Origin of the sequence: Nocardia sp. NBC_01377, from assembly GCF_045040005.1 — a bacterium.
Taxonomy (GTDB): domain Bacteria; phylum Actinomycetota; class Actinomycetes; order Mycobacteriales; family Mycobacteriaceae; genus Nocardia; species Nocardia noduli.
The window spans coordinates 4,840,087-4,865,995 of the sequence record NZ_CP109566.1; the positions used below are offsets into that span (position 1 = coordinate 4,840,087).

Below are 25,909 nucleotides of genomic sequence, written 5' to 3' on the forward strand. Positions count from 1 at the left end.
AACCCAGTCTCCCGCGTCGACGGCGGCCCGGCTTGGACGAATGGAACGCGGCAGTCCGGTCAGTTCACCGGCCCGGAGGGTTTGCGCAGGGCCGCGACGAACATGGCGTCGGTGCCGTGCCGGTGCGGCCAGAGCTGGGCTGCCGGACCTTCGCCGATATCGGTGACACCGGGGAGGAGTTCCCTCGTGTCGAGTTGCACCGCGTCGGTGCGGCGGGCGAAATCGGCGACGATCGAGACCGTCTCGGGCAGATGCGGTGAACAGGTGGAATAGACGACCACCCCGCCGGGGCGCAGCAGTTCCCACGCCGCGGCCAGGAGTTCACGCTGGAGGACGACCAGATCGCGGACATCGGCCGGGGTCCGACGCCAGCGCGCTTCGGGGCGACGACGCAGCGCGCCGAGGCCGGTGCACGGAGCATCGACCAGAACGCGGTCGTAGCCGGGGGTCAGTCCGCTGTCGCGGCCGTCGACCACGTGCACGTCGACCGGCAGATCCTTGGTCGTCTTGCGGACCAGTTCGGCACGATGTTCGGCCGGTTCCACCGCGTCGACGCGGAACCCGTCGATATCGGCCAGCGCGCCCAGCAGCGCGGCCTTGCCGCCGGGACCCGCGCACAGGTCGAGCCAGCGACCGCTGTCCGGGCCTTCGAGCGGGGCGCGGGTCAGCACGAGCGCGACCAGCTGGCTACCTTCGTCCTGCACCGCCGCGAGACCCTCGCGCACCGGATCCAATTTGCCCGGGTCGCCGCCGTCGAGATACACCGCGTACGGCGACCACCGGCCTTCCTCGCCGCCGGTGACCAAGGCCAGTTCCTCGGCGCTGATCTCACCGGGACGGGCGACCAGGTGCACCGAGGGACGGGCGTCGTCGGCCGCGAGCAGATCGCGCAATTCCCCGGCGCGCGCGCCGAGTGCGTCGGCGAAGGCCTGCGCGATCCAGAGCGGATGCGCGAATTCGAAGGCCATGTGCCCGACCGGATCGGCAGGCGCGAGCGCCTCCACCCATTCCTCGGCGGTCTTCTCCCCCGCTCTGCGCAGCACGGCGTTCACGAATCCCGCCTTGCCCGTGCCGAATTCGGCGCGAGCCAGATCCACCGACGTGTCCACCGCCGCGTGCGCGCCGATCCGGGTGCGCAGCAACTGGTAGACGCCCAGTCGAAGCACGTCGAGCAGCGGGCCGTCGATCTCCTCGACCGGGCGGCCCGCGCCCGCGGCGATCACCGCGTCGAGCAGACCGCGTGAACGGCTCGCCCCGTACGCGAGCTCGGTCGCCAAGGCCGCGTCGCGACCGGAGATCTTGCGTTCACGCAGCAGCGCGGGGAGCACGAGGTTCGCGTACGCGTCCCGTTCCCGTACGGCGCGCAGTACATCGCGGGCGACGAGTCGAACGGGATCGCCCGCAGGGCCGCGCTGTTTCTGAACATGCTGCCGCCCCGCGTCTTTCGACGCTCCCGAGCGGACCTGCTGCTTCTTGCCGCCACCTTCCGAAGCCGCTCTGCCGCCGCGTGCGCCATCGTCGTTACCACGCCCGCCACCGGAGGAACGACCACCGGCCTCCTGCGGTCGGACTGCATTCGGACGCCCGGTTGCGGGGCGCTTGCCTTCATCACGCGCCGCGCCGCGCCGAGACGCCTCGGGATCACGCCGCCGGTCGCGGAACTCACCGGAACGGCCGGGCTCGTCCCGGGAACCGCCTCGACGGGCATCCGGCGAATTCGCCCCACCCTCGCGTTCCGACGCTCCCCTGCCCTCGCCGCGCGACTGTTCGTCCCCCGAATTACGCTGTGCGTTCATATTCCACCGCTCCGGTCGGGTTCGTGGCGCGTCGTCGCGCGGGTAGTCGTCTCGTCGTGGTACGGCCGCGCCGGGGCGCGAGCGTGGGGCGGAATTCTTGCCCCGACGTTCCGATTCATGCTGTGCGGTTTCACTTTTCGTGGATTGCGTGCGAGCGCGCCAACCGCCGTCGACGGCGCGTTTTCCCGGCTGGCGGGCGGCGGTCCGTTCTTGCCCGGAGCGGGGACCGCGCGTCGGTTCTCCGTCCGGTCGGCGTGGCGCTTCGGGAGCGCGACGGGGTCGCCGGTCGGGGCGATCGGAGCCGTGTGGTCGATCCTCGGCCTTCACTCGACCACCGCGCCGGGCGCCAGCCGGGCACCGCGTGCCCAGTCCAGCGCGGCCATCATGCGCTTGCCCTGCGGTTGCACCTGGTCGAGCCGGACCGCCGTGGTGGCGGTGCCGACGAAAACCCCGGATTTACGCACTTCGATGGCACGTTCAGGAAGGGCCTCCTCGACCATCTCCACCGGACCGACCTTCAGGCGCAGACCGTCGATCTCGGTCCACGCGCCCGGTGCGGGCGTCACGGCCCGGATGCGCCTGCTGATGGCGAGCGCGGGCTGATCCCAGCGGATGTGACCGTCCTCGGCGACGACCTTCGGCGCGTAGGAAACGCCGTCGGTGGATTGCGGAATCGCTTGCAGCGTATTGTCTTCCACGCCGTCGATGGTGGTCTCCAGCAGGCGCGCCCCGGTTTCGGCGAGCCGGGCGAGCAGGGTGCCCGCGGTGTCGGTGACCGCGATCTTCTCCGTCACGACACCGAAGACCGGGCCGGTGTCGAGTCCCGCCTCGATCTGGAAGGTGGAGGCGCCGGTGATCTCGTCGCCCGCGTCGATGGCGGCCTGCACCGGCGCCGCGCCACGCCAGGCGGGCAGCAGCGAGAAATGCAGATTGATCCAGCCGAAGCGTGGGATGTCGAGCACCTGTTGCGGCAGCAACGCACCGTAGGCGACCACCGGGCAGCAGTCCGGCGCCAGCGCGAGGAGTTGTTCGACGAACTCGGGCTCGGAGGGGCGACGCGGAGTCAGCACCGGGATCCCGTGTTCGTCGGCGAGCTGTCCGACGGGCGACCTGGTGACCTTCCTGCCCCGTCCGGCGACCGCGTCGGGCCTGGTCACCACGGCGATCACCTCGTGACGTCGCGATTCGACGAAGCGCCGCAGCGACGGCACCGCGGGCTCGGGCGTCCCCGCGAAGACGATGCGCATCAGCGACCCCGCCCGAACGGTCCGGCGTTACCGGCGCCGAGCGCGCGCGAACTGCGCACGGTGACGCCCGCGTTGAACCAGTCGGATTCCCGGATGGTGCGCATCGCCTCCTTGCGGTCGGCGGGATCGAGTCGGTCGATGAACAGCACGCCGTCGAGATGGTCGGTCTCGTGCTGGACGCAGCGGGCGAGCAGCCCCTCGGCCGTGAATTCGACCGGCGCCCCCGTCAGATCGAATCCGCAAGCGTGTACCCGTAGCGCGCGACGGGTGTCGTAGCGCAGGCCGGGAATGGACAGACACCCCTCCGCGCCGACCTGCTCCTCGTCGCCGACCACCGTGTAGGTGGGGTTGACCAGGTGTCCCGCCGCGTCCTCGGTGTCGTAGACGAACACCCGCAGCCCCACCCCGATCTGCGGCGACGCCATACCGACACCGCCGTCGTCGTGCATGGTGTCGGTCAGGTCGGTGACCAACTGACGCAGCTCACGATCGAATTCGGTGACCTCCGCCGCACGGGCACGCAGGATCGGATCGCCGAACAGGCGAACGGGCTGAATGGTCACAAGTAGCTCCCGGAAGCGTTTCGTCAGGGTCGTCGTCAGGTGATGGCGGCACAGCGGTCGCTCTATTCTAGAGAGCCACGCGAACGGCCCTTCGTCCCCGACCGCGCCACTTCCGGATGACCCGGAGAATCGGTGTCGTCGAAACGATGCGAAACGCGGTCGCCGCGCTCGGGAGTGGCGCTCGGCGTGCCGTGGGAAAGTTCGGCCGAGGTCCCCACGGAGAGATCGAAAAGCTGGTAGAAAACTCGTGTGGCCGGGCGGGGTGTTCTCACCTCCGTCCGGCTACCCCGAAAATACCTGGTCGACGGTGCGGGAGCGGGGTACGGCTACTTCTCCGGGGAGGCGCTGTCCGGGAGCCCGCATCGGGTGATCCGCTCGAAGCGATCAGGCGCGATCGGTCTCGTCCAGTTCCAGACCGCTGAAGTAGTGGCGCAGGTAGAAGCCCATCAGCACGCCTCCGGTCACCACCGTGACCTTCTCGGCGGTCGTGCGGGGAAGGCGGCGCAGCAGCGCTCCGGAGATCGCCAGATTCATGGCGCCCCACACCATGTTCTGTCCCGGGGTCGACAGACCGACTCCCGGCGGGCTGGAGAAGGGAGTGGGGAATCGTTGTCCGGTCAGGCCTTTGGCCGAGTGCAGCGCGGCGTTGACGAGCAGCGCACCGCCTGCGAACTGGGTGAACCGCCAGGTTCTCGAGCGGGATTTCATAGCGTGTATCTCCTGGATGTCGCGGGAATTTCGAGGGTATCGGACATAGCGGACGGCGCTGTACGCCGGGGACGGCCCCCATCCCACCCCCGAGACCAAACAGCATGGGGGACTTGCTTCCTGAGAATTCGCTGATCGCGGGAACTATCCGGAACCTGTCGCTCGTTGAGCCGGGATGTTCGTGTGGTGGGGTGATCTGGTCTCGCGCATCCGTTTCGTGGTCATCGGACTGGTGGCCGCGGCGATGCTCGGCTTGACCGGATACGGGATCGGACTCGATGACCACCTGACATCGGGCGGAATGTTCGACCCCACCTCGGAGTCGTCGGAGGCCGGTCGGCTGGCCGACACCGCGTTCGGACGCAATCACGACGCCGACGTACTCGTTCTCTACACCGCGCCCGAGGGCCGGACCGTCGACGATCCGGAGTTCTCGCGCAAGGTCGTCGAGAGTCTCGACGATCTGCCGCGCCGTTATCCCGAGCAGATCTCCGGGATCAACGCCGCCTACTGGCGCACCGAGACGGGCCGGATCAGCGGAGCCTCGGCCGCCACCGCGGACCGCAGACACGCCTTCGCGGCGATCGCCCTGCGCGGTGACGACGACACCGCGATGGTGCGCAACTACCGCGCGGTCCAGGATGCCTTCGACATCCCCGGTGTGGACGTGCGGGTGGGCGGCTTGCAACCGGTGGCGGGCGCGCTCAACGACACCATCGCCGCCGATCTGCGTCGCATGGAGGTCCTGGCGTTCCCCGCGGTCGGCGTCCTGCTGTTCTTCATCTTCGGCGGCATCGTGGCCGCGGCATTGCCGTTGATCGTCGGCGGGCTCACGGTTTTCGGCGCGTTCGGCATCGTGCGATTCCTCACCGAATTCACCGAGGTCAACTCCTTCGTGTCACCGGTGGTTTCGATGATCGGGCTCGGTTTGGCGATCGATTACGGACTGTTCATCGTCAGCCGCTTCCGCGAGGAATCGGCCGAGGGTTACGACACCCCCACCGCGGTTCGGCGCACGGTGATGACGGCGGGCCGGACAGTGGTGTTCTCCGCGACGATGATCATCGCCAGCCTCGGCGGCATGCTGCTCTTCCCGCAGGGATTCCTGAAATCCATCGCCTACGGCGCGATCGCGACGGTGTCGATGGCGGCGCTGACGGCGATCACGATTCTGCCCGCGATACTCGCGGTGCTCGGACCGCGCGTGGACATGTGGGGAATCGCACGCTTCCGCAGGACCGAGGCGGCGAAGGAGATCGAGAACGGATTCTGGGGGCGCAGCACCCGCTGGGTGATGCGCCATCCGGTCGAGATCGCCGTCCCGCTGGTGCTGGTGCTCGTGCTGCTGATCCTGCCCATCGGCAATCTGGTCTTCGGCGGATTCAGCGAGAAATACCTGCCGCCCGACAATTCGACACGGCTGGCCCAACAGGGATTCGACAGCCTCTTCCCACTGCGGAAATCCGACCCGATCGAGGTGGTCTTCGTCTCCGATGACACCTCCGCCATCGGGACACTGTGGAAACAGGCGAGCGCCGCGCCCGGTCTCGCCGAACCGTTCAGCGTGCCGTCCCGCTCCACCGCGGAGCCCGAGATCTTCCGTGCCACAGCCGTGCTCACCGATTCCGACGAAGCCGGGCCGACCATCGAATATCTGCGCGGCCTCGACCGTCCGGATTCCACGCGCATGCTCGTCGGCGGTGTTCCCGCCATGCAGAAGGACAGCATCGACGCGCTGCTCACCCGGATGCCGTGGATGATCGCCGCGGTCGTGCTGGTCACGACCCTGCTGATGTTCCTGACATTCGGCTCGCTGGTCCTGCCGATCAAGGCCGCCCTGATGAGCGCGCTCGGCCTGGGTTCCACGCTGGGCATCCTGACCTGGATCTTCATCGACGGGCACGGCGCCGGACTGCTGAATTTCACGCCGCAGCCGATCCAGTCGACCATGCTCGTGGTGATCATGGCCGTCATCTACGGGCTGTCGACCGACTACGAGGTATTCCTGTTGTCCCGCATGGTCGAAGCGCGCGCGAAGGGCGCGTCGACCACCGAGGCCGTGCGTATCGGCACCGCACACACCGGGCGCATCATCACCGCGGCGGCACTGATCCTGCTCGTGGTCGTCGGCGCGTTCGCCTTCTCCGATCTGGTGATGATGCAGTACATCGCCTACGGCATGATCGCGGCGCTGTTCATCGACGCGACCGTACTACGCATGCTCCTGGTCCCGGCCACCATGAAAATGCTCGGCGACGACTGCTGGTGGGCCCCGGAGTGGATGAAACGCGTGCAACGCGGGATCGGCCTCGGGGAACCGGTCCTCGACGACGAACATCCCCGCAACGCGCACCCGGTCGATCTGGTCGAGACCACACCCGTCACCGACCCGATCACCCTGCGGTTACCGGTGGTACGCGATCCCGGCGCGGCCGAGCGGCCATCGAGGACCGAGACCGCGGCGGCGACCCACCGCTGACGCTGTCGAGCCGCGCGCAGCCTCAGCCGTGCAAGCGACGCGCGGCCGCCGCGCCGGAGCGGAAACAGGCTTCCAACTGCGCGCCGAGCAGGTAGTCGCCCGCCAGTTCCAGGCCCGGGACGGCGGCGACCTGGGTCGCGACCTGGGAGAGGAACTCACCGTGGTCGGGGACGTAGGCGCAGTGCGCGGCCTCCCAACTGCGGGTTCGCATCCGAACACGCCGCGGTGGTGTGGTTTTCAGGTGGTCGGTGACCTGTTTCTCGGCGGCGTCGATCCAGGCGCCGAGGACTCCCGAACTCGGGACCGGTCGCGCCTGCGCGCCGCTGAAGGTGTAGCGGACGATGTGGCGGTCGTCGATTCCGTAGACTCCGGCCGCACTGCACGGTCCGGTGTCGAAGGCGATCGAGCGCACTGCGCTGGTGAACATCTCACCGTCGTATTCGACGACGGCCACGGTGGAAGGATGATAGGCGACCTCGCCGAGGAGTTTACCCAACGCGGGCAGGCCGTCGGCGACGATCGCGGCCGTCGCGAACGCGGGGGTCGCGAGCACCACGCCGTCGTAGTCCGCACGGGTGGCGGCGCCCGCACCGCTGGACAGGGTCAGTCCGCGCACGTGCCCGTCGTCGAGCACGATGCCATCGACCCTGGTGTCGAGTCGCAGGGTGATCCGGTTCGCGAAATCGTCGACGACCGGCTGGAAACCGCGCACCAACTGGTCGTAGCGGTCCATCACCATGCCGAGATGCACACCGAAGGTGCCCGGATAGACTTCGTCCGGTTCGGCGGCGTTGAGCCGTAAACTCATGGGCCGCAAGGCGTGACGGCCGAGCCCCGGGGTGAAATAGGTGTCGAGTGTGGCGTTGTCGAGTGCCGCGCCGACGCGGGTGAAATGCGGTGAGCCGAGGTAGCGGTTACGGGCGGACAGTCGGACCCGCGCGCCGTAGCGCAGCATCGTCACGACATCGGCGGGGGTGCCGATGCGCAGCAGGTGACGGACGAGTCCGATCACGCCGGGGTTGTCGAGTGTGGTCAGTTCGCCGTCGATGATCTGCGAACTGTTGATACCGAACTGTTCGTATTCGGCGCCGCCCATGGCCGCGACGAAAGCCCTGACCTGGGTGTAGCGGCGGCCGATATTCTTGCCGCCCACCATGATCGGGCGTTCGCCCAGCATGTCGAAGCCCATGCGGCCGCCGAGTACTCCGTCGGCTTCGATGAGATCGACGCGGTGGCCCGCCTCGTAGAGCCGATGGGCCGCGGCGAGTCCGGACATACCACCGCCGACCACGGCGAATCTGCGGGATATCTGCGTACGCCTCATGGGGTTCCTGTTCCTATCGGTGGGTGATCGACGGATACGACGACAACTCGACGGTGCCGTGGGCGATCTGCTTGCCGTATTGCCGCAGTCCTATCGACACCAGCGGGAAACCGGGCGCCGATCCGGGCGCGATCTCGGTGACGCAGTCGATATCGACGTCGAGTTCGATGAATTCGGTGAATTCGGCGCGTAATTCGGTGACGGCGGCGATCGGGGCGGCGAGTTGGTTCGCCTCGGTCGCGGCCAGTAGCGCCGCCTGCCGGAAGGCCTCGATCAGCAGCGGGCCCGGCACGTGGTCGTAGGGGTGGTCGAAGAAACTGGGATGGCGCTGGTCGACGACGAGCAGCAGTCGCTCCCCCGCTCGGCCGAGGACGATATTGCGAGGATCCCTGCGGCCCAGCAGATTCGGGTCGAGAGAGTCGACCTCGGTGATCGTGCCGGGGTCGCGGCTGTCCTGTTGCAGCGCGCGTAGCTCGTCGTAGGCGTCGCGGGGGAAGGCGATGCCGCCGCCGTGCACGGTCATCGCCGCCGCGCCGTCGACGGTGACGTCGGCATCGAACGAGATATCGCGGAAGTACCCGGAATCGGCGGGGTTCCGGTCGGAGCGGATGCGCACCACGGCCTCGAGCGGGGCCCGTTCGTCGTCGTGGAAGAGGCTGAGATCCTCCACGCACAGACCCATGCGTTGCAGACTCGCCGGAGAGTCGACCGGAACGCGCAGGTACCGCTGTCCGATCACGAGCAGCGACTGCCTGACGGCCTCGAGTACGGCCAGCGGATCGTGGTAGGTGACGAGGCGGTCGAACCACAGCGAGTGCGCGCGCGGAAGTTGCACGGCCGCGAGGAATTCGTCGCCGACGGCCGCGGTGTCGGTGACGAAGACCTCGGCGACGGCGCTGCGATGCGCGAGCGAACGCGGCACCGCCTGGTCGAAGCCGAGGGCCCGGCGCGCGGCGGTGCGGCCGTTGGTCAGCTGGTTCTCCATGGATTCACCTCGGGCTTCGTGTCACGGTGCGCCCACGACGGCCGGTTCGGCGGGCCAGAGCCGGTCGGCCAGCAGGTCGGCGAGGGCGCGGGGGGTCGGATGCAGGAAGAGGTCCTCGAGGGTGATCGATGTCCCGGCGGTGGCGTTGATCCTGGCCCGCAGTTCCAGGGCCGACAGCGATGTGAGGCCGATCTCGAGAACGGTCGCGTCGAGGGCGATATCGTCTTCCGCCAGATCGACCAGGATCTCGCGGATCTGCGAGATCACCAGTCGCACGGTGTATTCCGCACGATCCGCCTCGGCCACCTCGATCAGGGGTTCGGCGGCTCCGGTCCGCTCGGCGGTATCGACTCGAACGAGGACGTCAGCACCTACGGCGAGCTGCGCGCCTTCCGCGCCGATCAATTCGGTGAGCACGGCGCGATCGGTCTGCGCCCAGTACACCTCGCGTTGGAAGGCGTAGGTGGGCAGGTCGACAGCGCGCGCATCGCTGCCCGCGTAGGTGCCGACCCAGTCCAGCGCGGCCCCGCGCACCCACGCCGCGGCGGCGGCCCTGGTGACCGAGGTCGCCTCATCGATGCCGGGTCGCAATGCGGGAACGGCGACGGTGTCGGGATCGGTCACCGTCTCGTAGACCATGGCCGAGAGAATGTCGGCCGGACCCACTTCCAGGAAGACCGAGACGCCCGCGGCCGCGATGTGGCGCAGGCAGTCGTGGAATCGCACGGGCTCGCGCAGTTGGCGTACCCAGTAGTCGCGCGTGGACATGTCGGCGGGTCCGGCGAGCCGCCCGGTGACCGTGGACAGGATGGGCAGGACCGGCTCGCCGAACCGGATATCCGCGATGGCGCGGGCGAATTCGTCGAGTATCCCGTCCACCTGCGGCGAGTGGAACGCGCGTTCGGTGTCCAGACGTTTCACCCGGCGTCCCCGGCTTCGCCAGTACCGTTCGGCGGCGTCGATCGCGTCGGGCGCGCCGGAGATCACGGTGGCGTTGGGGCCGTTGCTCGCCGCGACCGCGATGTCGAGCCCGGATTCGGCCAGACCCGCGATGGCGTCGTCGTAGGAGGCGCGCACCGAGGTCATCGCCCCGCGCGGCAGACCGAGCATGAGACGTCCACGGGCCGCGACCATCGTGACGGCGTCCGGCAGGGACAGCACCCCGGCCAGATGCGCGGCCGCCAACTCCCCGATCGAATGTCCCACCAGGAAATCCGGTGTCATTCCCCAGGATTCGAGCAACCGGAACAGCGCGACCTCGATCGCGAACAGCGCGGGCTGGGTGTGATCGGTGCGACCGAGCAGATCCGCGGCCGCCGCGTCGAAGATCACCTCGCGCGGCGGGCGCTCCAGATACGGGGTGAACAACTCGCACACCTCGTCGAAGGCTGCGCGGAAGACCGGATAGGCCCGGTAGAGCCGCTGCCCCATCCCGGTGCGCTGGCTACCCTGGCCCGACAACAGCATGGCGACCTTCCCCGAGCCGCGACGGCGGTCACGGACGAGCGCCGCGGAGCGGGTGCCCGCCGCGAGCGCGTCCACGCCGCGCCGCAGTTCGTCGGCGTCGGTCGCGACAACCGCCGCGCGGTGATCGAATCGTGCGCGGGTTCGCACCAGGGAGTACCCGATATCGACGGGGTCGGCGGGCGACATGCTCCCTAGCCGAACGGCCTGTTCCCGCAGCGCGGCTTCGGATTTCGCCGAGAGAACCCACGCCGTGGGGAGGGAATCCCGGATCGTGGACAGTGAATCGGTGGCGGTTTCGGTGGCCTGTTCGACGATGACGTGGGCATTGGTGCCGCTGATCCCGAAGGACGACACCGCCGCGCGGCGCGGCCGGTCCACCTCGGGCCACGGCGTCGGCTCGGTGACCAGCCGGACCCCGGCGTCGTCCCAATCCGCGTGCGGTGTCGGGGTATCCACGTGCAGGGTCGCCGGGACGACGCCGTGCCGCATGGCTTCGATGACCTTGATGAGTCCGGCCACCCCCGCCGCGGACTGGGTGTGGCCCATATTGGATTTGATCGAACCGAGCAGCAGCGGGGCGCCGTCGCCGCGACCGCGACCGTAGGTGGCGAGCAGGGCTTGGGCCTCGACCGGATCGCCGAGCACCGTTCCGGTGCCGTGACCTTCCACGACATCCACCTCGGCGGTGGTGAGCCCCGAGGCCGCGAGCGCGGCCCGGATGACCCGGCGTTGCGCGATCCCGCTCGGCGCGGTCAGTCCGTTCGACGCGCCGTCGGCGTTGATCGCCGAACCCCTGATGACCGCGAGGATCGGATGACCGTTGGCGCGCGCGTCCGAAAGTCGTTCCAGTAGTAGCAGTCCCGCGCCTTCACCCCAGGCCGTGCCGTCCGCGGCGGCGGCATAGGACTTGCAGCGTCCGTCCGGCGCCAATGCCCGCTGCCGCGAGAACAGCGCGAACGGCGCGGGCGTGGCGATCACGGCCGCGCCACCGGCCAGCGCGGTCGCGCATTCGCCCAGGCGCAGCGATTGCACCGCCTGGTGCACGGCGACCAGCGACGACGAACACGCGGTGTCCACGGTGAGCGCGGGACCTTCCAGACCGAGCAGATACGCGATCCGTCCCGCCGCCATCGCGGCGGCGTTCCCGGTGAAGAAGTAGGTCTCCGCGCCGTCCCACTGCTGGGCCGAGCCGAATCCGTACCCCTGTTCGCTGAGCCCGACGAATACACCGGTCGGGCCGTCGCGCAGGGTCGACGGATCGATCCTGGCGCGTTCGATCGCCTCCCAGGCCACTTCGAGCAGCAGTCGGTGCTGCGGATCCATGGCCCGAGCCTCGAGCGGACCGATCCCGAAGAATCCCGCGTCGAACGCGCCCGCCCGGTCCAGGAACCCCCCGGACCTGGTGTAGGACTTCGCGAATTTGTCCGGGTCGGGATCGTAGAGCCCGTCGATATCCCAGCCGCGATCGTCCGGCATGTCGCCGATCAGGTCACGGTCTTCGAGCAGCGCCTCCCACAGCAGCTCCGGTGAGTCGATGCCGCCGGGGAACCGGCAGGCCGACCCCACGACCGCGATCGGCTCGCGGGCCCGGTATTCGATCTCGTCGAGGCGCTGTCGCGTCTCCTTGATGGTGTGTGCCGCGCGCTTGAGATAGTCGCGCAGTTCGGCTTCGTTCGCCACGGTCGCCCTTTCAGCCGAGGCTCGCGGGGCGAACCTGATCGATGAGTTCGAACAGTTCGTCGTCGTCGGCGTCATCGATGTCGTCGACGGTTTCGCCGGTGGCCCCGCCGAGTCGGCGCGCCAGGTCGCCGAGGCGGGCCACGATCACGCCGAGTTGTTCGCCGTCGAGTTCGGCGCAGCCCTGGGCCACGGTCTCCAACTGGACGACGAGATGTTGCACCGGATCCCGTTCCGGTGCGATCTCCTCGCGCAGGTAGCGCGCCAGTTTGGCGGCGTTCGGGTAGTCGAAGACGACGGTGGTCGACAGTTTCACCCCGGTCGCCGCTTTGAGCCGGTTACGGAATTCGACCGCGCCCAGCGAATCGAATCCGAGTTCGGTGAACGCCGTGTCCGGCGGCACCGCCTCGCGCGATTCGTGGCCGAGCACCGCGGCGGCGTGCGACCGGATGACGCCGAGGATCACGCGTTCCTGTTCCACCGGCCCGAGCCCGGTCAGACCGGCCACCAGGGCGGCCGCCTCGGCGACACTCGCGTCGGCGGCACGGCGCTGGGCGCGCAGCAGGCCGCGCAGCACCGGCGGCATCTCGGACGCCTCGCCCAGCGATCGGAGCGCGTCCGGATCGAGCCGCGCGGGCACAAGCGCCGTGTGGCCGGTGCCGCGTGCGGTGTCGAACAGGGCGACGCCCTCGGCGTCGGCCAGCGGGATCAGGCCGTCACGGCGCATCCGCGTGCGGTCACGGTCGTTGAGGTGGCCGGTGATGCCGGTCGCGCGTTCCCACAGACCCCACGCCAGCGCGGTCGCGGGCAGCGACGCGGCCACGCGATGCTGGGCGAGGGCGTCGAGGAAGGCGTTCGCGGCGGCGTAGTTCGCCTGACCGGGGGAACCGAGTTGTCCGGCGACCGAGGAGTACAGCACGAACATCGACAGCGGCAGTTCGCGGGTCGCCCGGTGCAGATGCCAGGCCGAATCGGCCTTGGCCCGCAGCACCCGGGCGAGCCGCTCGCCGTTCTGGTCCGACAGCAGCGCGTCGTCGACGATGCCCGCGGCGTGCACGATTCCGGTCAGCGGATGACGTTGGTCCACCCCGGCGAGCAGCGCGTCGACCGCCGACCTGTCACCGAGATCGCAGGCCACGATGGATGTTTCGGCCCCCAGCGCGGCGAGTTCGGCTTCCAGTTCGGCCGCGCCGTCGGCGGCGCGACCGCGCCGGCCCGCCAGCAGCAGATGACGGACACCGTGCGCGGTGACCAGGTGCTTGGCGATCAGCGCGCCGAGTCCGCCGGTACCGCCGGTCACCAGCACGGTGCCCGCCGGGTCCGGTCCCGGTGCGACGGTGAGCACGTATTTGCCGATATGTCGTGCCTGGCTGAGCTGGCGGAACGCGGCCGGGGCCCGGCGCACGTCCCACGAGGTCACCGGAAGCGGGCGCAACGCACCGGTGTCGAAGAGCCGGACCAGTTCGGCCAGAATCTCGCGCAGACGTTGCGGACCGGCCTCCATCAGCAGGAAGTTGCGGTAGCGCACGCCGGGGTGATCGGTCGCCACCGTCTGCGGGTCGCGCAGATCGGTGAGCCCCATCTCGATGAAGCGACCGCCGCGCGGCAGCAGTCCCAGCGACGCGTCCACTTTGTCGCCGGCGAGCGAGTCGAGGACGATGTCGACGCCGCGACCGTCGGTCGCGGCCATGAATTTGTCCGCGAAGTCGACGGTGCGGGTGTCACCGATCCGATCGTCGGTGAAGCCCATGTCGCGCAGCACTTTCCATTTGCCGGTGCTCGCGGTGACGTAGAGGTCGAGTCCGAGGTGACGGGCGAGTTGCACCGCGGCCATGCCGACACCGCCGGTCGCGGCGTGCACGAGCAGGGTTTCCCCCGGCCGCGCGGCCGCGAGATCGACGAGTGCGTAGTAGGCGGTGGCGAAGACGATCGGGGTGGCCGCCGCCTGTTCGAAGGACCACCCCTCGGGAACGCGGATCAGGGTCCGATGGTCGGAGACCACGGTCGCGCCGACGCCGGTGAAGATGCCCATCACCTTGTCCCCCGGCGCGAGGTCGGTGACGTCGGGGGCGACCTCGACGACGATTCCGGAGCCCTCGCCGCCGACGGGCGTATCGGGGATCGGATACATGCCGAGCACGATGAGCACGTCGCGGAAGTTGATCCCCGTCGCCCGCACCGCGATTCGGACCTGTCCCGGCTCCAGCGCGGCGGTGTCGGGCACTTCGGACAGGATCATGTTGTCGCCGTCCAGGGTGCCCCTGCCCCGTGTCACCAGCTGCCAGGACGGTGATCCGACGAGCGCGGCCGAGCCGACGGTATCGGCTCCGGCGCGCGTCAGGCGGGGGGCGAACAGTTCGCCGTGCCGCAGCGCGAACTGGCCCTCGTCGAAGGATTCGGCGGCGAGGGCGACGGCCGAGCGGAAGTCTGCGCGGTCGTCGACGTCGAGAACCAGGACACGGCCGGGATTCTCGGTCTGCGCGCTGCGCAGCAGTCCCCAGGCCGCCGCGCCCGCCAGGTCGGGGACGTCCTCGGCGCCGTGCACGGCCACCGCGCCGCAGGTGACCGCGATCAGTGCCGGGTGGTCGTCATCGTCGGCGGCGAGCAGATCCTGGAGTCGGGACAGCAGGGTCGCGAGCCGGGCGTGTACGTCGTCGGGCAGATCGTCGCCGGACGGTCCGGTGGCGTCGGAGAACAGGGGTATGACGCGGAAGTCGTTGTCCGAGTGCGTGTATCGGAGGTCCGAGTCGTCGCCGGACCAGGTTCCGTCCGTGCGCGTGCCGTGCGGCACCGGCACCCAGGTGGTCTCGAACAGCGCGTCGTCGGCGACCGGGGCGGCGACGCCGAGTGCCGAGCGGGGGACTTCCCGCATGACGAGCGCGTCGATCGTCGCGACGATCCCGCCCATGGTGTCGGCCAGTTCCAACTCGACGCGGTCCGGCCCGCGCGGCGCGATGCGCACCCGCAGTGCCGCGGCGCCGACGGCGCGTACGCGGACACCTTCCCAGGCGAACGGCAGGCGGATTCCGCCGCTGCCCGAGATACCGATAGTCCCGGCCAGGATCATCGCGTGCAGCGCGGCGTCGAGCAGGGCCGGATGGAGGCCGAAGTGTTCGGCGTCGCCGCGAATCGGCTCGGGGAGCTGAACTTCCGCGAAGACCACTTCCCCCAGACGCCACACTCGCCCCATGCCCTGGAATTCCGGGCCGTAGCTGTATCCGGCCGCCGCCATCCCGTCGTAGGGGTCGTTCACGGGCAGTGCCACCGCGTTCGCGGGCGGCCAGGCGCCGAGGTCACCGCTGACGCGCTGTTCGGCGGACGCGGGAACGAGACTGCCGCTCGCGTGGCACAGCCAGCGGCCTTCGGCCACATTCGTGCCCGCTCCCTGCGGCCGGGAGTACACCGCGACGGTCCGCGCGCCCTGCGCACCCGTCGCGCCGACGACGACCTGTACCTCGACCGCCGCGCTCTCGGGCACGACCAGCGGCGCTTCGAGCACGAGTTCGCCGATGTCCGGGGTGTGCACGAGTTCGCCCGCGTGGCAGGCCAGTTCGACGAAGGCGGTGCCGGGCAGCAGCACCTGTCCGCCGATCCGGTGCCCGGCCAGCCACGGGTGCGTCCGCAGCGAGAGCCGTCCCGTCAGCAGCAGGCCGCCGTCGTCGGCGCGACTGATCGCCGCGCCGAGCAGCGGGTGGTCGGTCGCGCCGAGACCGGCCTGGCGCATATCGCCGCCGGAAGCGCTCTCGAGCCAGAACCTGCCCCGCTGGAACGCGTAGGTCGGCAGGTCGACCCGCCGCGCGGTGGTCTCGGCGAAGGCGGCGGTCCAGCGGACCGGTGCGCCGCCGGTGTAGGCGGTGGCGAGTCCGTGGACGAAGGCGATCTCGCCCGCCGACCCCGGTCGTTGCAGCGGGGCGACGGTGACTGCGTCGGCCCGGTCCTCGGGAACGCCTCCCAGCACCAGCCCGGACAGGGTAGTGCCCGGCCCCGCCTCGACGAAACAGGTGACCTCGCCGGTGTCGTGGGCCCAGCGCACCGCGTCCAGGTATCGCACCGGTTCGCGCAGGTGCCGCACCCAGTAGTCGGGTGAACTCAGCTCGGCTGTCTCGGCCACCCGCCCGGTGAGCGCGGAGACGACCGGGAGTACCGCCGTCCCGTAGGTCAGATTCGCGCACACCTCGGCGAATTCGTCCAGGATCGGATCCATCAGCGGTGAATGGAACGCGTGGCTGACCCGCAGCCTGCGCACCGTGACGCCGTCGGCCTCGAGTTTGCCCGCCACGGCGGTGATCGCGGCGTCCCGGCCGGACAGCACCGTGGCACGCGGCCCGTTGACCGCCGCGACACCGAGGACGTCACCGAATTCGTCGAGCAGTCCGGCGAGGGTGTCGACGCTCGCGGCGACCGAGATCATCGCGCCACCCGCGGGCGGCGACTGCATCAGCCTGCCTCGGGCCGCCACCAGGGTGACCGCGTCGGCGAGCGACCACACCCCGGCGACGTGGGCCGCGACGATCTCGCCGATGGAATGTCCCATCAGGAAATCCGCGCGCAGACCCCACGATTCGGCCAGCCGATAGACCGCGAGCTCGGTCGCGAACAGCGCGGGCTGGGTGTATTCGGTCCGATCGAGCAGATCAGCCGATTCCGTGTCCTCGCCGCCGAGGACCAGGTCACGCAGCGACCTGTCCAGATGCGCGTCGAAGGCCGCGCAGATCTCGTCGAAGACGTTGCGGTAGAAGGGATATCGCTCGTAGAGATCGCGGCCCATGCCGACGCGCTGCGCGCCCTGGCCGGGGAACATCACCGCCACCGAGGCCGGTCCGCCCGCCGCGCCGCGCACCACCGCAGCCGTGCCGACACCGTCGGCCAGCGCCCGCAGTCCCGCCCGCAACTGCGCCCGATCACCGCCGAGGACGACGGCGCAGTGCTCGAATCGGGCCCGCGCCTCGGCCAGCGTGTAACCGATATCGGCCGTCGCGAGGTCCGCTGTCGCGGAGTCGGCCGCCGCGACGAAGTCGGCCAGCCGCGCCGCCTGCGCGGCCAGTGCCGCCTCGGATTTCGCACTCACCACCCACGGCGTCACCACCGGATCGACGGGCGCGGCGGGCGCGGCGACCGATTCGGCCGGTGCCTCCTCCACGATCACGTGCGCGTTGGTTCCGCTGATCCCGAACGACGAGATCGCCGCCCGCCGCGACCGGTCCGACCGCCGCCACGGTGTCGCTTCGGTGACCAGGCGCACCGCGCCGGAGGCCCAGTCCACATGCGGTGACGGTTCATCGACGTGCAAGGTCGGCGGGACGAGTTCGTGACGCATCGCCATCACCATCTTGATCAGGCCGCCGACGCCCGCGGCGGCCTGGGTGTGGCCCATATTCGATTTGATCGACCCGAGCAGCAGCGGATCGCGATCGCCGCGCTGCTGACCGTAAGTCGCGAGCAGCGCCTGGGCTTCGATCGGATCGCCGAGTGTCGTTCCGGTGCCGTGCGCTTCGACCACGTCCACGTCGCGCGCCTCCAGACCCGCGTCGGCGAGCGCGGTCCGGATCACCCGCTGCTGCGACAATCCGTTCGGCGCGGTGAGCCCGTTCGACGCGCCGTCGGAATTCACCGCGGTACCCCGGACGAGGCCGAGCACCGGATGCCCGAGCCGTCGCGCTTCCGAAAGACGCTCCAGCAGCAGCATTCCCACACCCTCGCCCCAGGCGGTGCCATCGGCGGCCGCGGCGAAGGATTTGCAGCGGCCGTCGCCCGCGAGCGCGCGCTGGGCCGAGAACGCGATGAACGCCGACGGGGTCGCCATCACCGTGACCCCGCCCGCGAGCGCGAGCGAACACTCCCCCGCGCGCAGCGACCGCGCCGCCTGGTGCACCGCGACCAGCGACGACGAACAGGCGGTGTCGATGGTGACGGCGGGCCCCTCCAGCCCGAGGGTGTAGGCGATGCGGCCGGAGGCGATACTCGCCGCCTGGCCCGTCATCAGGAACGGGAGAACACCGTGGCGATCCTTGCCCATGGTGTGCGCGGGCGGGGTCTGGGCATCGGTCATCATGCCGACGAAGACACCGGTGGCGCTGCCGCGCACGGTTGTCGGATCGATACCGGCCCGTTCGAACGCCTCCCAGCCGGTCTCGAGCACCAGCCGCTGCTGCGGATCCATGGCGAGGGCCTCGCGCGGCCCGATTCCGAAGAACGCCGGATCGAATTCTGTTGCGCCGTCGAGGAATCCACCGGAACGGACATAGGTCTTGCCCTCGATGCCCGGTTCGGCGTCGAAGAGCCCGTCGGTGTCCCAGCCGCGATCGCGCGGCCAGTCCGAGACCAGGTCCACACCGTCGGCCACCGCGCGCCACAGCTGTTCCGGCGATTCGATGCCGCCCGGATAGCGACATGCCATCCCGACGATCGCGATCGGCTCGTGCGCCCTCGATTCCAGATCCGCCAACCGCCCCCGGGTGGTCTGCAATTCCTTGATCGCTTTTTTCATGTAGGCGCGAAGCTCGTTCTCATTCGCCATGGGCAAACATCTCCTGCATCAGCGGTAACGGCATGCGTCATTACCGTGGAACCAGACACGACGGCGGCAGAATTCGAATCGCCGGCCCCATCGCGTCGCACCGGCCGGACGGCGACGGCGCGACACCGTCGATGCGACACAGTTAGCGGACAAAGTGGGGCGACACACAGCGCGAGCTGCCGTGTCGCTGTGCGTCAGGCTAGGACAGGTCGTGACGAATCGCATTCGCAATCAGGGTATTTGGGAGACACAACAATGGCGGGTGTGACGCCACTGGGGCTTGCCCAGCAACCATTGCTCGGGTTTCGCAGGCTGCCATAGTGTCTGCCCCCATGACGTGGACCCCCGGCCTGATACCGGACCAACAGGGCCGAACTTTCGTCGTCACCGGGGCATACGGCGGTCTCGGCCGAGTCGTCACCGCGACGCTCGCCGACCGCGGGGCGACGGTGGTGATGGCATGCCGTGACGTCGAGCGGGCGCGTGAATTCGCGCGCGACATCGACGGAGATATCGTCGTCGAGCGACTCGAACTGGCCGACCTAGCCTCGGTTCGCGAATTCGCCGACCGGCGTGGCGAAGTCGATGTTCTGATCAACAATGCCGGTCTGATGAACATCCCGTTCGCGAGGACGGCGGACGGTTTCGAAATGCAGTTCGGCGTCAACCACCTGGGGCATTTCGCGTTGACCGGACTGCTGCTGGACCGCATCACCGACCGCGTCGTGTCGGTCTCCAGCATTTCCCACAAGTGGATACGCGCATTACATCTGGATGATTTGCAGTTCGAACGCCGCCGCTATTCCCGATCGGGCGCCTACGCGCAGTCCAAACTCGCGACGCTGATGTTCGCCCGCGAATTACAGGACCGACTCGAACGCACCGGATCGGCCACCAGGTCCTACGCCGTCCATCCGGGAGTCGCCCCCACCGGACTGGTCGCCAGGACCGGCACGCCGCTGGATCTGGTGGCCGAACCCTTCATCGGACTCGTCGGGCAGTCCAGGGCGGCCGCGGCGCGATCGATGCTGTTCGCGGCCACCGCACCGGAAGCCGACCCGGGAATCTATTGGGGCCCGACCCGGCTGATGCACACCCGAGGCCCGGTCGCCGCGACCCCGTCGAGTTCGCTCTCGCGCGATCCCGCACTGTGGCAACGGTTGTGGGAGGAATCCGAGCGGGCCACCGGCCTCCGCTTCCCCATAGCACCTACTGCCACAGGGACCGTTCATGAAGCTCACTAGGACCCGAATCCTGATCTGCGCGCTGATGATCGGCGCGGCGACGGGACTGACCTGTCAGGGCCAGGTCATGGCCCAGCCCGTCTATCCGGACCCGGACCCCGACCCGTTTTTCGCCACACCGTCGGGCATCGCCGACGCCGCGCCCGGTGACGTCATCGATGTGCGTTCCGAGCCGCCGCTGCCGTATTTCCCGACCGCGACGGTCACCCTGATCAAATTCCGTTCGACGAACTCCCAGGGCCGACCGATCGCGGCGACCACGACGGTGCTGACCCCCGCCGAGCACCGGCCGGGGGCTCCCCTGCTGTCGTATCAGCACATCATCAACGGTCTCGGGACCCGATGCTCGGTCTATCACGGGCTCTACGACCACGACCCGAACCTGCTCTACCGCGCCGTCCCGCTGCTCAACACCATGTTGCTGCGCGGGTGGAGTATCGCGCTGCCCGATCACCTCGGTCCCACCGCCGCCTACGGCGCGGCACGGCTGGGCGGGCAGATCACCCTGGACGGAATCCGCGCGGCGCAGCGCGTTCCCCGACTCGACCTCGCCGAGAGCCCGGCCGCGATGCTCGGCTATTCCGGCGGCGGCATGGCTACCGCGTGGGCCGCCGCGCTCGCACCGCGATACGCCCCCGAACTGCGTCTGGTCGGCGCGGCGGCGGGCGGCGTTCCGATGAATATCAATCTCATGGCCCGCGGGCTCGGCCTCGCGCCGCACCCGATGTTCGGCCTGGCGATGGGCGCGGCGCTCGGATTGGAGCGCGAATACCCCGACCGGCTCCCGATCAGCGATCAGCTCAACGAGCAGGGCAAGCAGATCCGGGCGTCGATGGCCAACGCCTGCACCTACGAACTCATCGCGCTCGGCGCCATGCAGAGCGCGGGCGCGCTCGCCTCGACCACGTCGCTGATCGATGACGAGCGGGTATGGCAGGTCAGTGGCGAGAACAGTCTCGAACTGTTCGACGGCACGCCGACCGTGCCGGTTTTCGAATGGCACACCCCGACCGACCCGCTGATCCCGGTCGAATCCGTCGACCGCACCAATCGCCGCTACTGTCAGGCCGGGGTCAGGCTCTGGTCCGAGCTGTATCCGAGCCCCGATCACCTCGCCACCGCAGTACTCGGCTTCCCGTCCGCGGTGAGCTGGCTCGACGCCCGCTTCCGGGGCGAATCCGCGCCGAGCAACTGCTGACCGACCCCGACCTCCAAGGATCGACCTCATGACCGGTACCTGGTTCAGGGCATTGATCGCCGCCGTCTGTTTCGTCGGCCTCGCCATGTCCACCCATTCGACGGCGTCGAGCGAACCCCTCTATCCGACGCCGAACCCCGACCCGTTCTTCCACGCCCCCGACGATCTCGCCGCGCTCCAGCCCGGCGACGTGGTGCGCACACGCAAGGTCGACACCGGCCCGTTCCAGGGCGTCGACTACTGGAACGTCGCCTTCCGGTCCACCAACTCGGCGGGCGATCCCATCATGGGCGTGACGACCGTGCTGATCCCCGAGGGCGCGGTGAACCCGCCGCTGGTCTCCTACCAGGCGTTGATCAATTCCCTCGGCACCAAATGCAATCCGTCGTATTCGCTGTTCAACGAGGAGACCCTGGACGCGCTCGGCGCGGTACTTCCGCTCGGGCGCGGCTGGGCCATCGCACTACCCGACTACCTGGGGCCGACGGTCGCCTACGGCGCGGCACGGCTGAGCGGAATGGTCACCCTCGACAGCGTGCGGGCGCTCAAGCGGGCGACCGGCCTCGGACTCGGGGATTCGCCCGTCGCGCTGGCCGGGTACTCCGGCGGCGCGATGGCGAGCGCGTGGGCCGCCGCGTTACAGCCGACCTACGCCCCCGATCTGTCACTGGCCGGCGTCGCGGCGGGCGGTATCCCGGTGGATGTCGAGGAGATGGCGCTCGGGATCGGTTTCGGACCGCACCCCGGCTTCGGGCTCGCCTTCGCCGCGGCGATGGGCCTGGAGCGGGAGTATCCGACGCGGTTGCCGATCTCGGCCCAGCTCAACGAGACCGGATTGTGGTTCCGGGAGTTCACCCACGACGAATGCAGGCGTTTCATCCTGGCCAACGGCGCCCTGCGCAATGCCGAGCAGATGGCGGCGACCAAGAGCCTGATGGACAACCCGGAGGCACGGGCGGTGTTGCGCGAGAACAGCGTGCGCCGTTTTCCCGACGTGCCGACCGCGCCGCTGTACTACTGGCACGGCATCTACGACGAGCTGACGCCGTTCCAATCCGCCGCCGAGGTCGCCGACAGATACTGCGCGGCGGGGGCGCACCTGACCTTCGTCACCTACGACATCTCCGAGCACATGACCACGGCGGTGGCGGGATTCCCCGGAGCGTGGAATTTCATCGAAGCGCGGTTCCGCGGGGAACCGGCGCCGAGCAACTGCTGACCCACCCGCGCGGAACGGCCCCGCGATTCCGGACGGAATCACGGGGCCGTTCACGTCGGTCGCGGTCAGGAATTGCCCGCGATGATCACCTCGGGAATGCCGGTACCGAGCGGCACCGGACGGCACACCGGCGCGGGGGCGCGGGCCGGGTCGAGGATGTCGAGCAGCAATTCCCCCACGAACGGGTCGTAGACCATGTGGAAATGCCCGGTCAGATCCTCGGGGCACAGGTCCTGGAGTACGAGGTTCTCCGCGCCTGGGCCCCGCAGGGCGATATTCTCGAACGGCTGGATCATCTCGTCGACGCGGCTGCCGACCGTCACGTATCTCGGTCCGGGAACCGTGTCGCCGCCCGCGTTGAGTTCGAGCATGAACGCCGATCCCTGCGCCTGCTGGATCACCGCCTGCGAGGTCACCCGAGCGAAAAGTTCCAACGCCCCCGGGATCATCTGCGCGACCGGAGCCAGCCCGTACATCACCCCGCCGTAACTCGGCGACGCCAGTCCGACCCACTGCCGCACCCGGGACGCACCGCCGAGTTTGTTCATGTAGTACCGAGTCACGTTGGCACCCTGGGAGAATCCGACCAGATCGACCTGGTCGGCGCCGGTCCGCGCCAGCACCAGATCGACGAAATCCCCGACCTGGGCGGCACTGACCCGCATATCCTCGGTGCCATAGGTGGTCGCGCCCGGCGCCGCGCCGTAATTCAATGCGAAAACACAGATTCCGGCGTCGACGAGTAGCGAGCCGATGGCCGACCAATCGGAGTACGCGGTGGAATCGGTGCCGTGCGCGAGGATCACCGGTCGCGAGGACGGGTCAGCGGGTACGCAGTCGACGTTGTTCACGCCCGCGGGAACGACGTTCCAATGGAATTTCTGATAGACGGCCGCGGCCAGGTGATCGGGCTGCGCGGGGGCGCTCGCGGTCGGTATCTCCGGGGGCGCGTGGTTCGAACTCGGATCCGCGTGCACCCGCGCCGCGCCGGAGCCGAACAAGACGGCTCCGGCCAAGACGCAGATCAGCATCGACCTGCCCCACTGTGATAATCCCCGACCCAACACACCCTTCGGATGTTCCATCTCACAATGATGACCCGAAAAGGCGCGAAAGGCACACGCGCAGGACAGGTCCGGGGGTTACTTCTCGGTAGCGTCGTCGTCGGCGAGGATGCGGTAGAGCGCGCGACGCGCCTCGGTCAGCACCTCGGCCGCCTTCTCCGCCTGTTCGGGCGTACCCGCCGCGGCGACCTGCCCGACCGCGCCCATCAGCTGTCCGACGAGTCCGCGCAGGTCGATGGCCTGGGCGCCCACATCGGTCTTGACATCGGCCCACGGGTCGCCCAGATCCTCGCGGTTCTCGGTGATGTACGCCGTCCCGGTCTCGGTCAGTTTCGCGGTCTTACGACCCGCGACCTTCTCGATGAGAACGAGACCTTCGTCCTCCAACTGGGCCAGCGCGGGGTAGATCGATCCCGGACTCGGACGCCAGACATCGTCGCTGCGCTCACGGATCTGCTGGATCAGCTCGTATCCGTGCATCGGGCGCTCGGCCAGCAGCAGCAATACCGCGGCGCGGACGTCACCGCGCCTACCCCTGCCACCGCGACCGCGTCCACGTCCGAACTGCGCGCCCGGCCCGAAACCGGGGCCGAACCCCGGGCCGAAGCCGGGACCGAAGCCCTGGCGTGGTCCGCGGCGACGGCCGTGGAAATCCGGGCCGAATTCGATATCGGCGCGGTGGTGACCATGACGGCGTCCACGCCGTCCGAAATCTTGATTGTCGAGGGTGTTCATCTCGGCCTCCTCAGGCTCTCGCGTTCTCTTCATACTATCGACGATATATCGACAATGCATCGAACGCAAGGAAGTCGGGGATCATTCCCAGTGACGACGCCCACTCGGGGTTCAGCCGCCCGACGCCGCGACCATCACCTCCACCCGCGACGCCATCGCACGCCCCGCGGCGTGCAACGGTTCGACCGACCGGAGGGTGCGACACAGGATGAAGGCGCCCTCCAACGCGGCGAGCACCGCGAAGATCAGCTCACGGGCGTCGGCGGCGGCGAGACCGCGGCGCACGAAATAGTCCGACCCCGATTCGACCCAGGAGCCGATGACCTCGGCGGTGACCTCGCGCAGTCCGGGTTCACTGTCGGCGATCTCGCCCGCGACGGTCCCGACCGGGCACATATTCATCCAGCCCGAGTCCCGGATCTGTTCGGCGGCCGCGGCGAAGGCGGCGGGGATCGCCTCGCGCAGGTCGTCGTACGGATCCATCAGCAGGGGCAGGAGCTGGATGTACGCGGCGCCGGATGTGCGTAGCGCCGACGCCGCCAGCTGTGGTTTTCCCTCGGGGAAGTGGTGATACAGCGACCCCATCGGGGCGCGGGCGGCGACGGTGACCTGCTTGACCGTCGTCGCCGAATACCCCTGCCTTCGCATCAGTTCCGCCGTCGCCGTCACGAGGCGATCCCTGGTGGTTGTTGACATCTGCTCGGTCACACTCCCAGACTAGAGTAAGCACTCTAGAGCAAATGCTCTACCTGCCACCCGGGCAGTTCCGCTCGCGGACACGGCGCGCGGAGCATCGCCCGACAGCGGTCCCAGAATGGAGTCCACATGCCGACAGTCCAGCTCACAGCGGGTCCACTCCACTACGCCGAACGCGGAGAAGGCCCACCGGTCGTCCTCCTGCACGGACTGCTCATCAATCACACGCAATGGGACGGCGTCATCGACCTGTTGCCCGACGGCTTCCGCTACCTGATGCCGGATCTGCCGTTGGGCGCGCATCCCGAACCGATGCTTCCCGGCGCGGATCTGAGCATGCGCGGATTGAACGTGCTGATCGCGGAATTCCTCACCGCCCTCGACCTGCGCGACACGACCCTGGTGCACAGCGATTGGGGCGGCGGCCTGTTCCTGACCGCCTACGGACTCGACGAACGCGTCGGACGCCTGATCGTGCTGCCCTGCGAGGCGTTCGACAACTTCCCGCCCGGCCTGCCGGGTAAGACCGCCACCGTCGCCAGCTATCTGCCCGGCGGAGTCTCGCTGGCCCTGCGGCAATTGCGCATCCGGTGGTTGCGTGACACCCCGGTGCTGTTCGGCTGGATGACGCGCCGGAGCCTGCCCGACGACCTGGTGCGAGGCTGGACCGAACCCGGGCTACGCGACAAGCGCATTCGCCGGGATGTGCTCTCCTACACCAGATCCGGATTCCACAAGGCCGAGCTCGTCGCCCATACCGAAGCACTGCGGCATTTCTCCGGCGACGCGCTGATCCTGTGGTCGTCCGCGGGCAAGGTGATGCCACGCGACCACGGCCGACGGCTGGCCGACCTGATCCCGAAGGCGAGACTCGTCGAGATCCACGATGCCTACGTCCTCTCGATGCTCGACCGTCCGGAAGCCGTCGCCGAGGCGATGAGCGCGTTTCTCACCGGCAGACCGGTCGGCACGCCGTAGCAACGCGTCCGG

15 protein-coding genes and 2 pseudogenes are annotated in these 25,909 nt (G+C 69.1%); 5 read left to right on the top strand and 12 right to left on the bottom strand.

Features of this window, described 5'->3' with window-relative positions; all coding sequences use genetic code 11:
- Positions 1-59 precede the first annotated feature (59 nt).
- The 4 genes from OG225_RS22240 to OG225_RS22255 form a co-directional block, all read right to left on the bottom strand.
- Complete coding sequence (locus OG225_RS22240) at positions 60-1,796, bottom strand: transcription antitermination factor NusB (RefSeq protein WP_405177097.1); 1,737 nt, start codon at positions 1,794-1,796, stop codon at positions 60-62.
- Positions 1,797-2,119: 323 nt separating this feature from the next.
- Positions 2,120-3,043: a methionyl-tRNA formyltransferase gene (gene fmt / locus OG225_RS22245; RefSeq protein ID WP_216911680.1), complete on the bottom strand. Its 924-nt coding sequence runs from the start codon at positions 3,041-3,043 to the stop codon at positions 2,120-2,122.
- Positions 3,043-3,606 carry a peptide deformylase gene (gene def / locus OG225_RS22250; protein ID WP_405177098.1) on the bottom strand — a complete coding sequence of 188 codons (564 nt, stop codon included), beginning with the start codon at positions 3,604-3,606 and terminating at the stop codon, positions 3,043-3,045. Before def ends, fmt begins: the two co-directional genes overlap by 1 nt.
- A 384-nt stretch (positions 3,607-3,990) precedes the next feature.
- A complete protein-coding gene (locus tag OG225_RS22255; RefSeq protein WP_109526892.1) occupies positions 3,991-4,314 on the bottom strand; it encodes a hypothetical protein in 324 nt (107 codons plus the stop codon).
- 175 nt (positions 4,315-4,489) lie between these two features.
- On the opposite strand from OG225_RS22255, the gene OG225_RS22260 reads away from it, so the two are divergent.
- Complete coding sequence (locus OG225_RS22260) at positions 4,490-6,793, top strand: MMPL family transporter (protein WP_405177099.1); 2,304 nt, start codon at positions 4,490-4,492, stop codon at positions 6,791-6,793.
- Between the two features lie 22 nt (positions 6,794-6,815).
- Here the strand turns inward: OG225_RS22260 and OG225_RS22265 are convergent, their stop codons facing one another.
- The 5 genes and pseudogenes from OG225_RS22265 to OG225_RS22285 all read right to left on the bottom strand — a co-directional run.
- On the bottom strand, positions 6,816-8,117 hold the full coding sequence (locus OG225_RS22265; RefSeq protein ID WP_405177100.1) for an FAD-dependent oxidoreductase: 1,302 nt from the start codon (positions 8,115-8,117) through the stop codon (positions 6,816-6,818).
- Positions 8,118-8,130: 13 nt separating this feature from the next.
- On the bottom strand, positions 8,131-9,102 hold the full coding sequence (locus OG225_RS22270) for an AfsA-related hotdog domain-containing protein (RefSeq protein ID WP_405177101.1): 972 nt from the start codon (positions 9,100-9,102) through the stop codon (positions 8,131-8,133).
- A gap of 21 nt (positions 9,103-9,123) precedes the next feature.
- Positions 9,124-12,249, bottom strand: a complete 3,126-nt coding sequence (locus OG225_RS22275) for a type I polyketide synthase (protein WP_405177102.1) — start codon at positions 12,247-12,249, stop codon at positions 9,124-9,126.
- 235 nt (positions 12,250-12,484) lie between these two features.
- A pseudogene (locus tag OG225_RS22280) lies at positions 12,485-12,973 on the bottom strand (beta-ketoacyl reductase); the annotation flags it as partial.
- A gap of 60 nt (positions 12,974-13,033) precedes the next feature.
- Positions 13,034-18,763: pseudogene (locus OG225_RS22285) on the bottom strand (SDR family NAD(P)-dependent oxidoreductase); the annotation flags it as partial.
- A gap of 332 nt (positions 18,764-19,095) precedes the next feature.
- On the opposite strand from OG225_RS22285, the gene OG225_RS22290 reads away from it, so the two are divergent.
- The 3 genes from OG225_RS22290 to OG225_RS22300 all read left to right on the top strand — a co-directional run bounded on the left by OG225_RS22290 (position 19,096) and on the right by OG225_RS22300 (position 22,424).
- A complete protein-coding gene (locus OG225_RS22290; RefSeq protein ID WP_405177103.1) occupies positions 19,096-20,007 on the top strand; it encodes an oxidoreductase in 912 nt (303 codons plus the stop codon).
- Positions 19,994-21,205, top strand: coding sequence for a lipase family protein (locus tag OG225_RS22295; RefSeq protein WP_405177104.1), 1,212 nt, complete (start codon positions 19,994-19,996; stop codon positions 21,203-21,205). Before OG225_RS22290 ends, OG225_RS22295 begins: the two co-directional genes overlap by 14 nt.
- Positions 21,206-21,290: 85 nt before the next feature.
- A complete protein-coding gene (locus tag OG225_RS22300) occupies positions 21,291-22,424 on the top strand; it encodes a lipase family protein (protein ID WP_405183334.1) in 1,134 nt (377 codons plus the stop codon).
- 65 nt (positions 22,425-22,489) lie between these two features.
- Here the strand turns inward: OG225_RS22300 and OG225_RS22305 are convergent, their stop codons facing one another.
- The 3 genes from OG225_RS22305 to OG225_RS22315 all read right to left on the bottom strand — a co-directional run bounded on the left by OG225_RS22305 (position 22,490) and on the right by OG225_RS22315 (position 24,931).
- Positions 22,490-23,455: an esterase/lipase family protein gene (locus OG225_RS22305; protein ID WP_405183335.1), complete on the bottom strand. Its 966-nt coding sequence runs from the start codon at positions 23,453-23,455 to the stop codon at positions 22,490-22,492.
- A gap of 111 nt (positions 23,456-23,566) precedes the next feature.
- The gene (locus tag OG225_RS22310) at positions 23,567-24,256 is read right to left on the bottom strand and encodes a PadR family transcriptional regulator (RefSeq protein ID WP_405177105.1); all 690 of its coding nucleotides are present in this window, start codon (positions 24,254-24,256) and stop codon (positions 23,567-23,569) included.
- Between the two features lie 78 nt (positions 24,257-24,334).
- A complete protein-coding gene (locus tag OG225_RS22315; RefSeq protein ID WP_405177106.1) occupies positions 24,335-24,931 on the bottom strand; it encodes a TetR/AcrR family transcriptional regulator in 597 nt (198 codons plus the stop codon).
- Between the two features lie 117 nt (positions 24,932-25,048).
- On the opposite strand from OG225_RS22315, the gene OG225_RS22320 reads away from it, so the two are divergent.
- A complete protein-coding gene (locus OG225_RS22320) occupies positions 25,049-25,897 on the top strand; it encodes an alpha/beta fold hydrolase (RefSeq protein WP_405177107.1) in 849 nt (282 codons plus the stop codon).
- The last annotated feature ends 12 nt before the right edge of the window (positions 25,898-25,909 follow it).

Coding starts and splice junctions, on each gene's coding strand:
- OG225_RS22240 (WP_405177097.1), bottom strand. CDS start 1,796: ATGAACGCACAGCGTAATTCGGGGGACGAACAGTCGCGCGGCGAGGGC.
- fmt (WP_216911680.1), bottom strand. CDS start 3,043: ATGCGCATCGTCTTCGCGGGGACGCCCGAGCCCGCGGTGCCGTCGCTG.
- OG225_RS22255 (WP_109526892.1), bottom strand. CDS start 4,314: ATGAAATCCCGCTCGAGAACCTGGCGGTTCACCCAGTTCGCAGGCGGT.
- OG225_RS22260 (WP_405177099.1), top strand. CDS start 4,490: ATGTTCGTGTGGTGGGGTGATCTGGTCTCGCGCATCCGTTTCGTGGTC.
- OG225_RS22265 (WP_405177100.1), bottom strand. CDS start 8,117: ATGAGGCGTACGCAGATATCCCGCAGATTCGCCGTGGTCGGCGGTGGT.
- OG225_RS22270 (WP_405177101.1), bottom strand. CDS start 9,102: ATGGAGAACCAGCTGACCAACGGCCGCACCGCCGCGCGCCGGGCCCTC.
- OG225_RS22290 (WP_405177103.1), top strand. CDS start 19,096: ATGACGTGGACCCCCGGCCTGATACCGGACCAACAGGGCCGAACTTTC.
- OG225_RS22295 (WP_405177104.1), top strand. CDS start 19,994: ATGAAGCTCACTAGGACCCGAATCCTGATCTGCGCGCTGATGATCGGC.
- OG225_RS22300 (WP_405183334.1), top strand. CDS start 21,291: ATGTCCACCCATTCGACGGCGTCGAGCGAACCCCTCTATCCGACGCCG.
- OG225_RS22305 (WP_405183335.1), bottom strand. CDS start 23,455: ATGCTGATCTGCGTCTTGGCCGGAGCCGTCTTGTTCGGCTCCGGCGCG.
- OG225_RS22310 (WP_405177105.1), bottom strand. CDS start 24,256: ATGAAGAGAACGCGAGAGCCTGAGGAGGCCGAGATGAACACCCTCGAC.
- OG225_RS22320 (WP_405177107.1), top strand. CDS start 25,049: ATGCCGACAGTCCAGCTCACAGCGGGTCCACTCCACTACGCCGAACGC.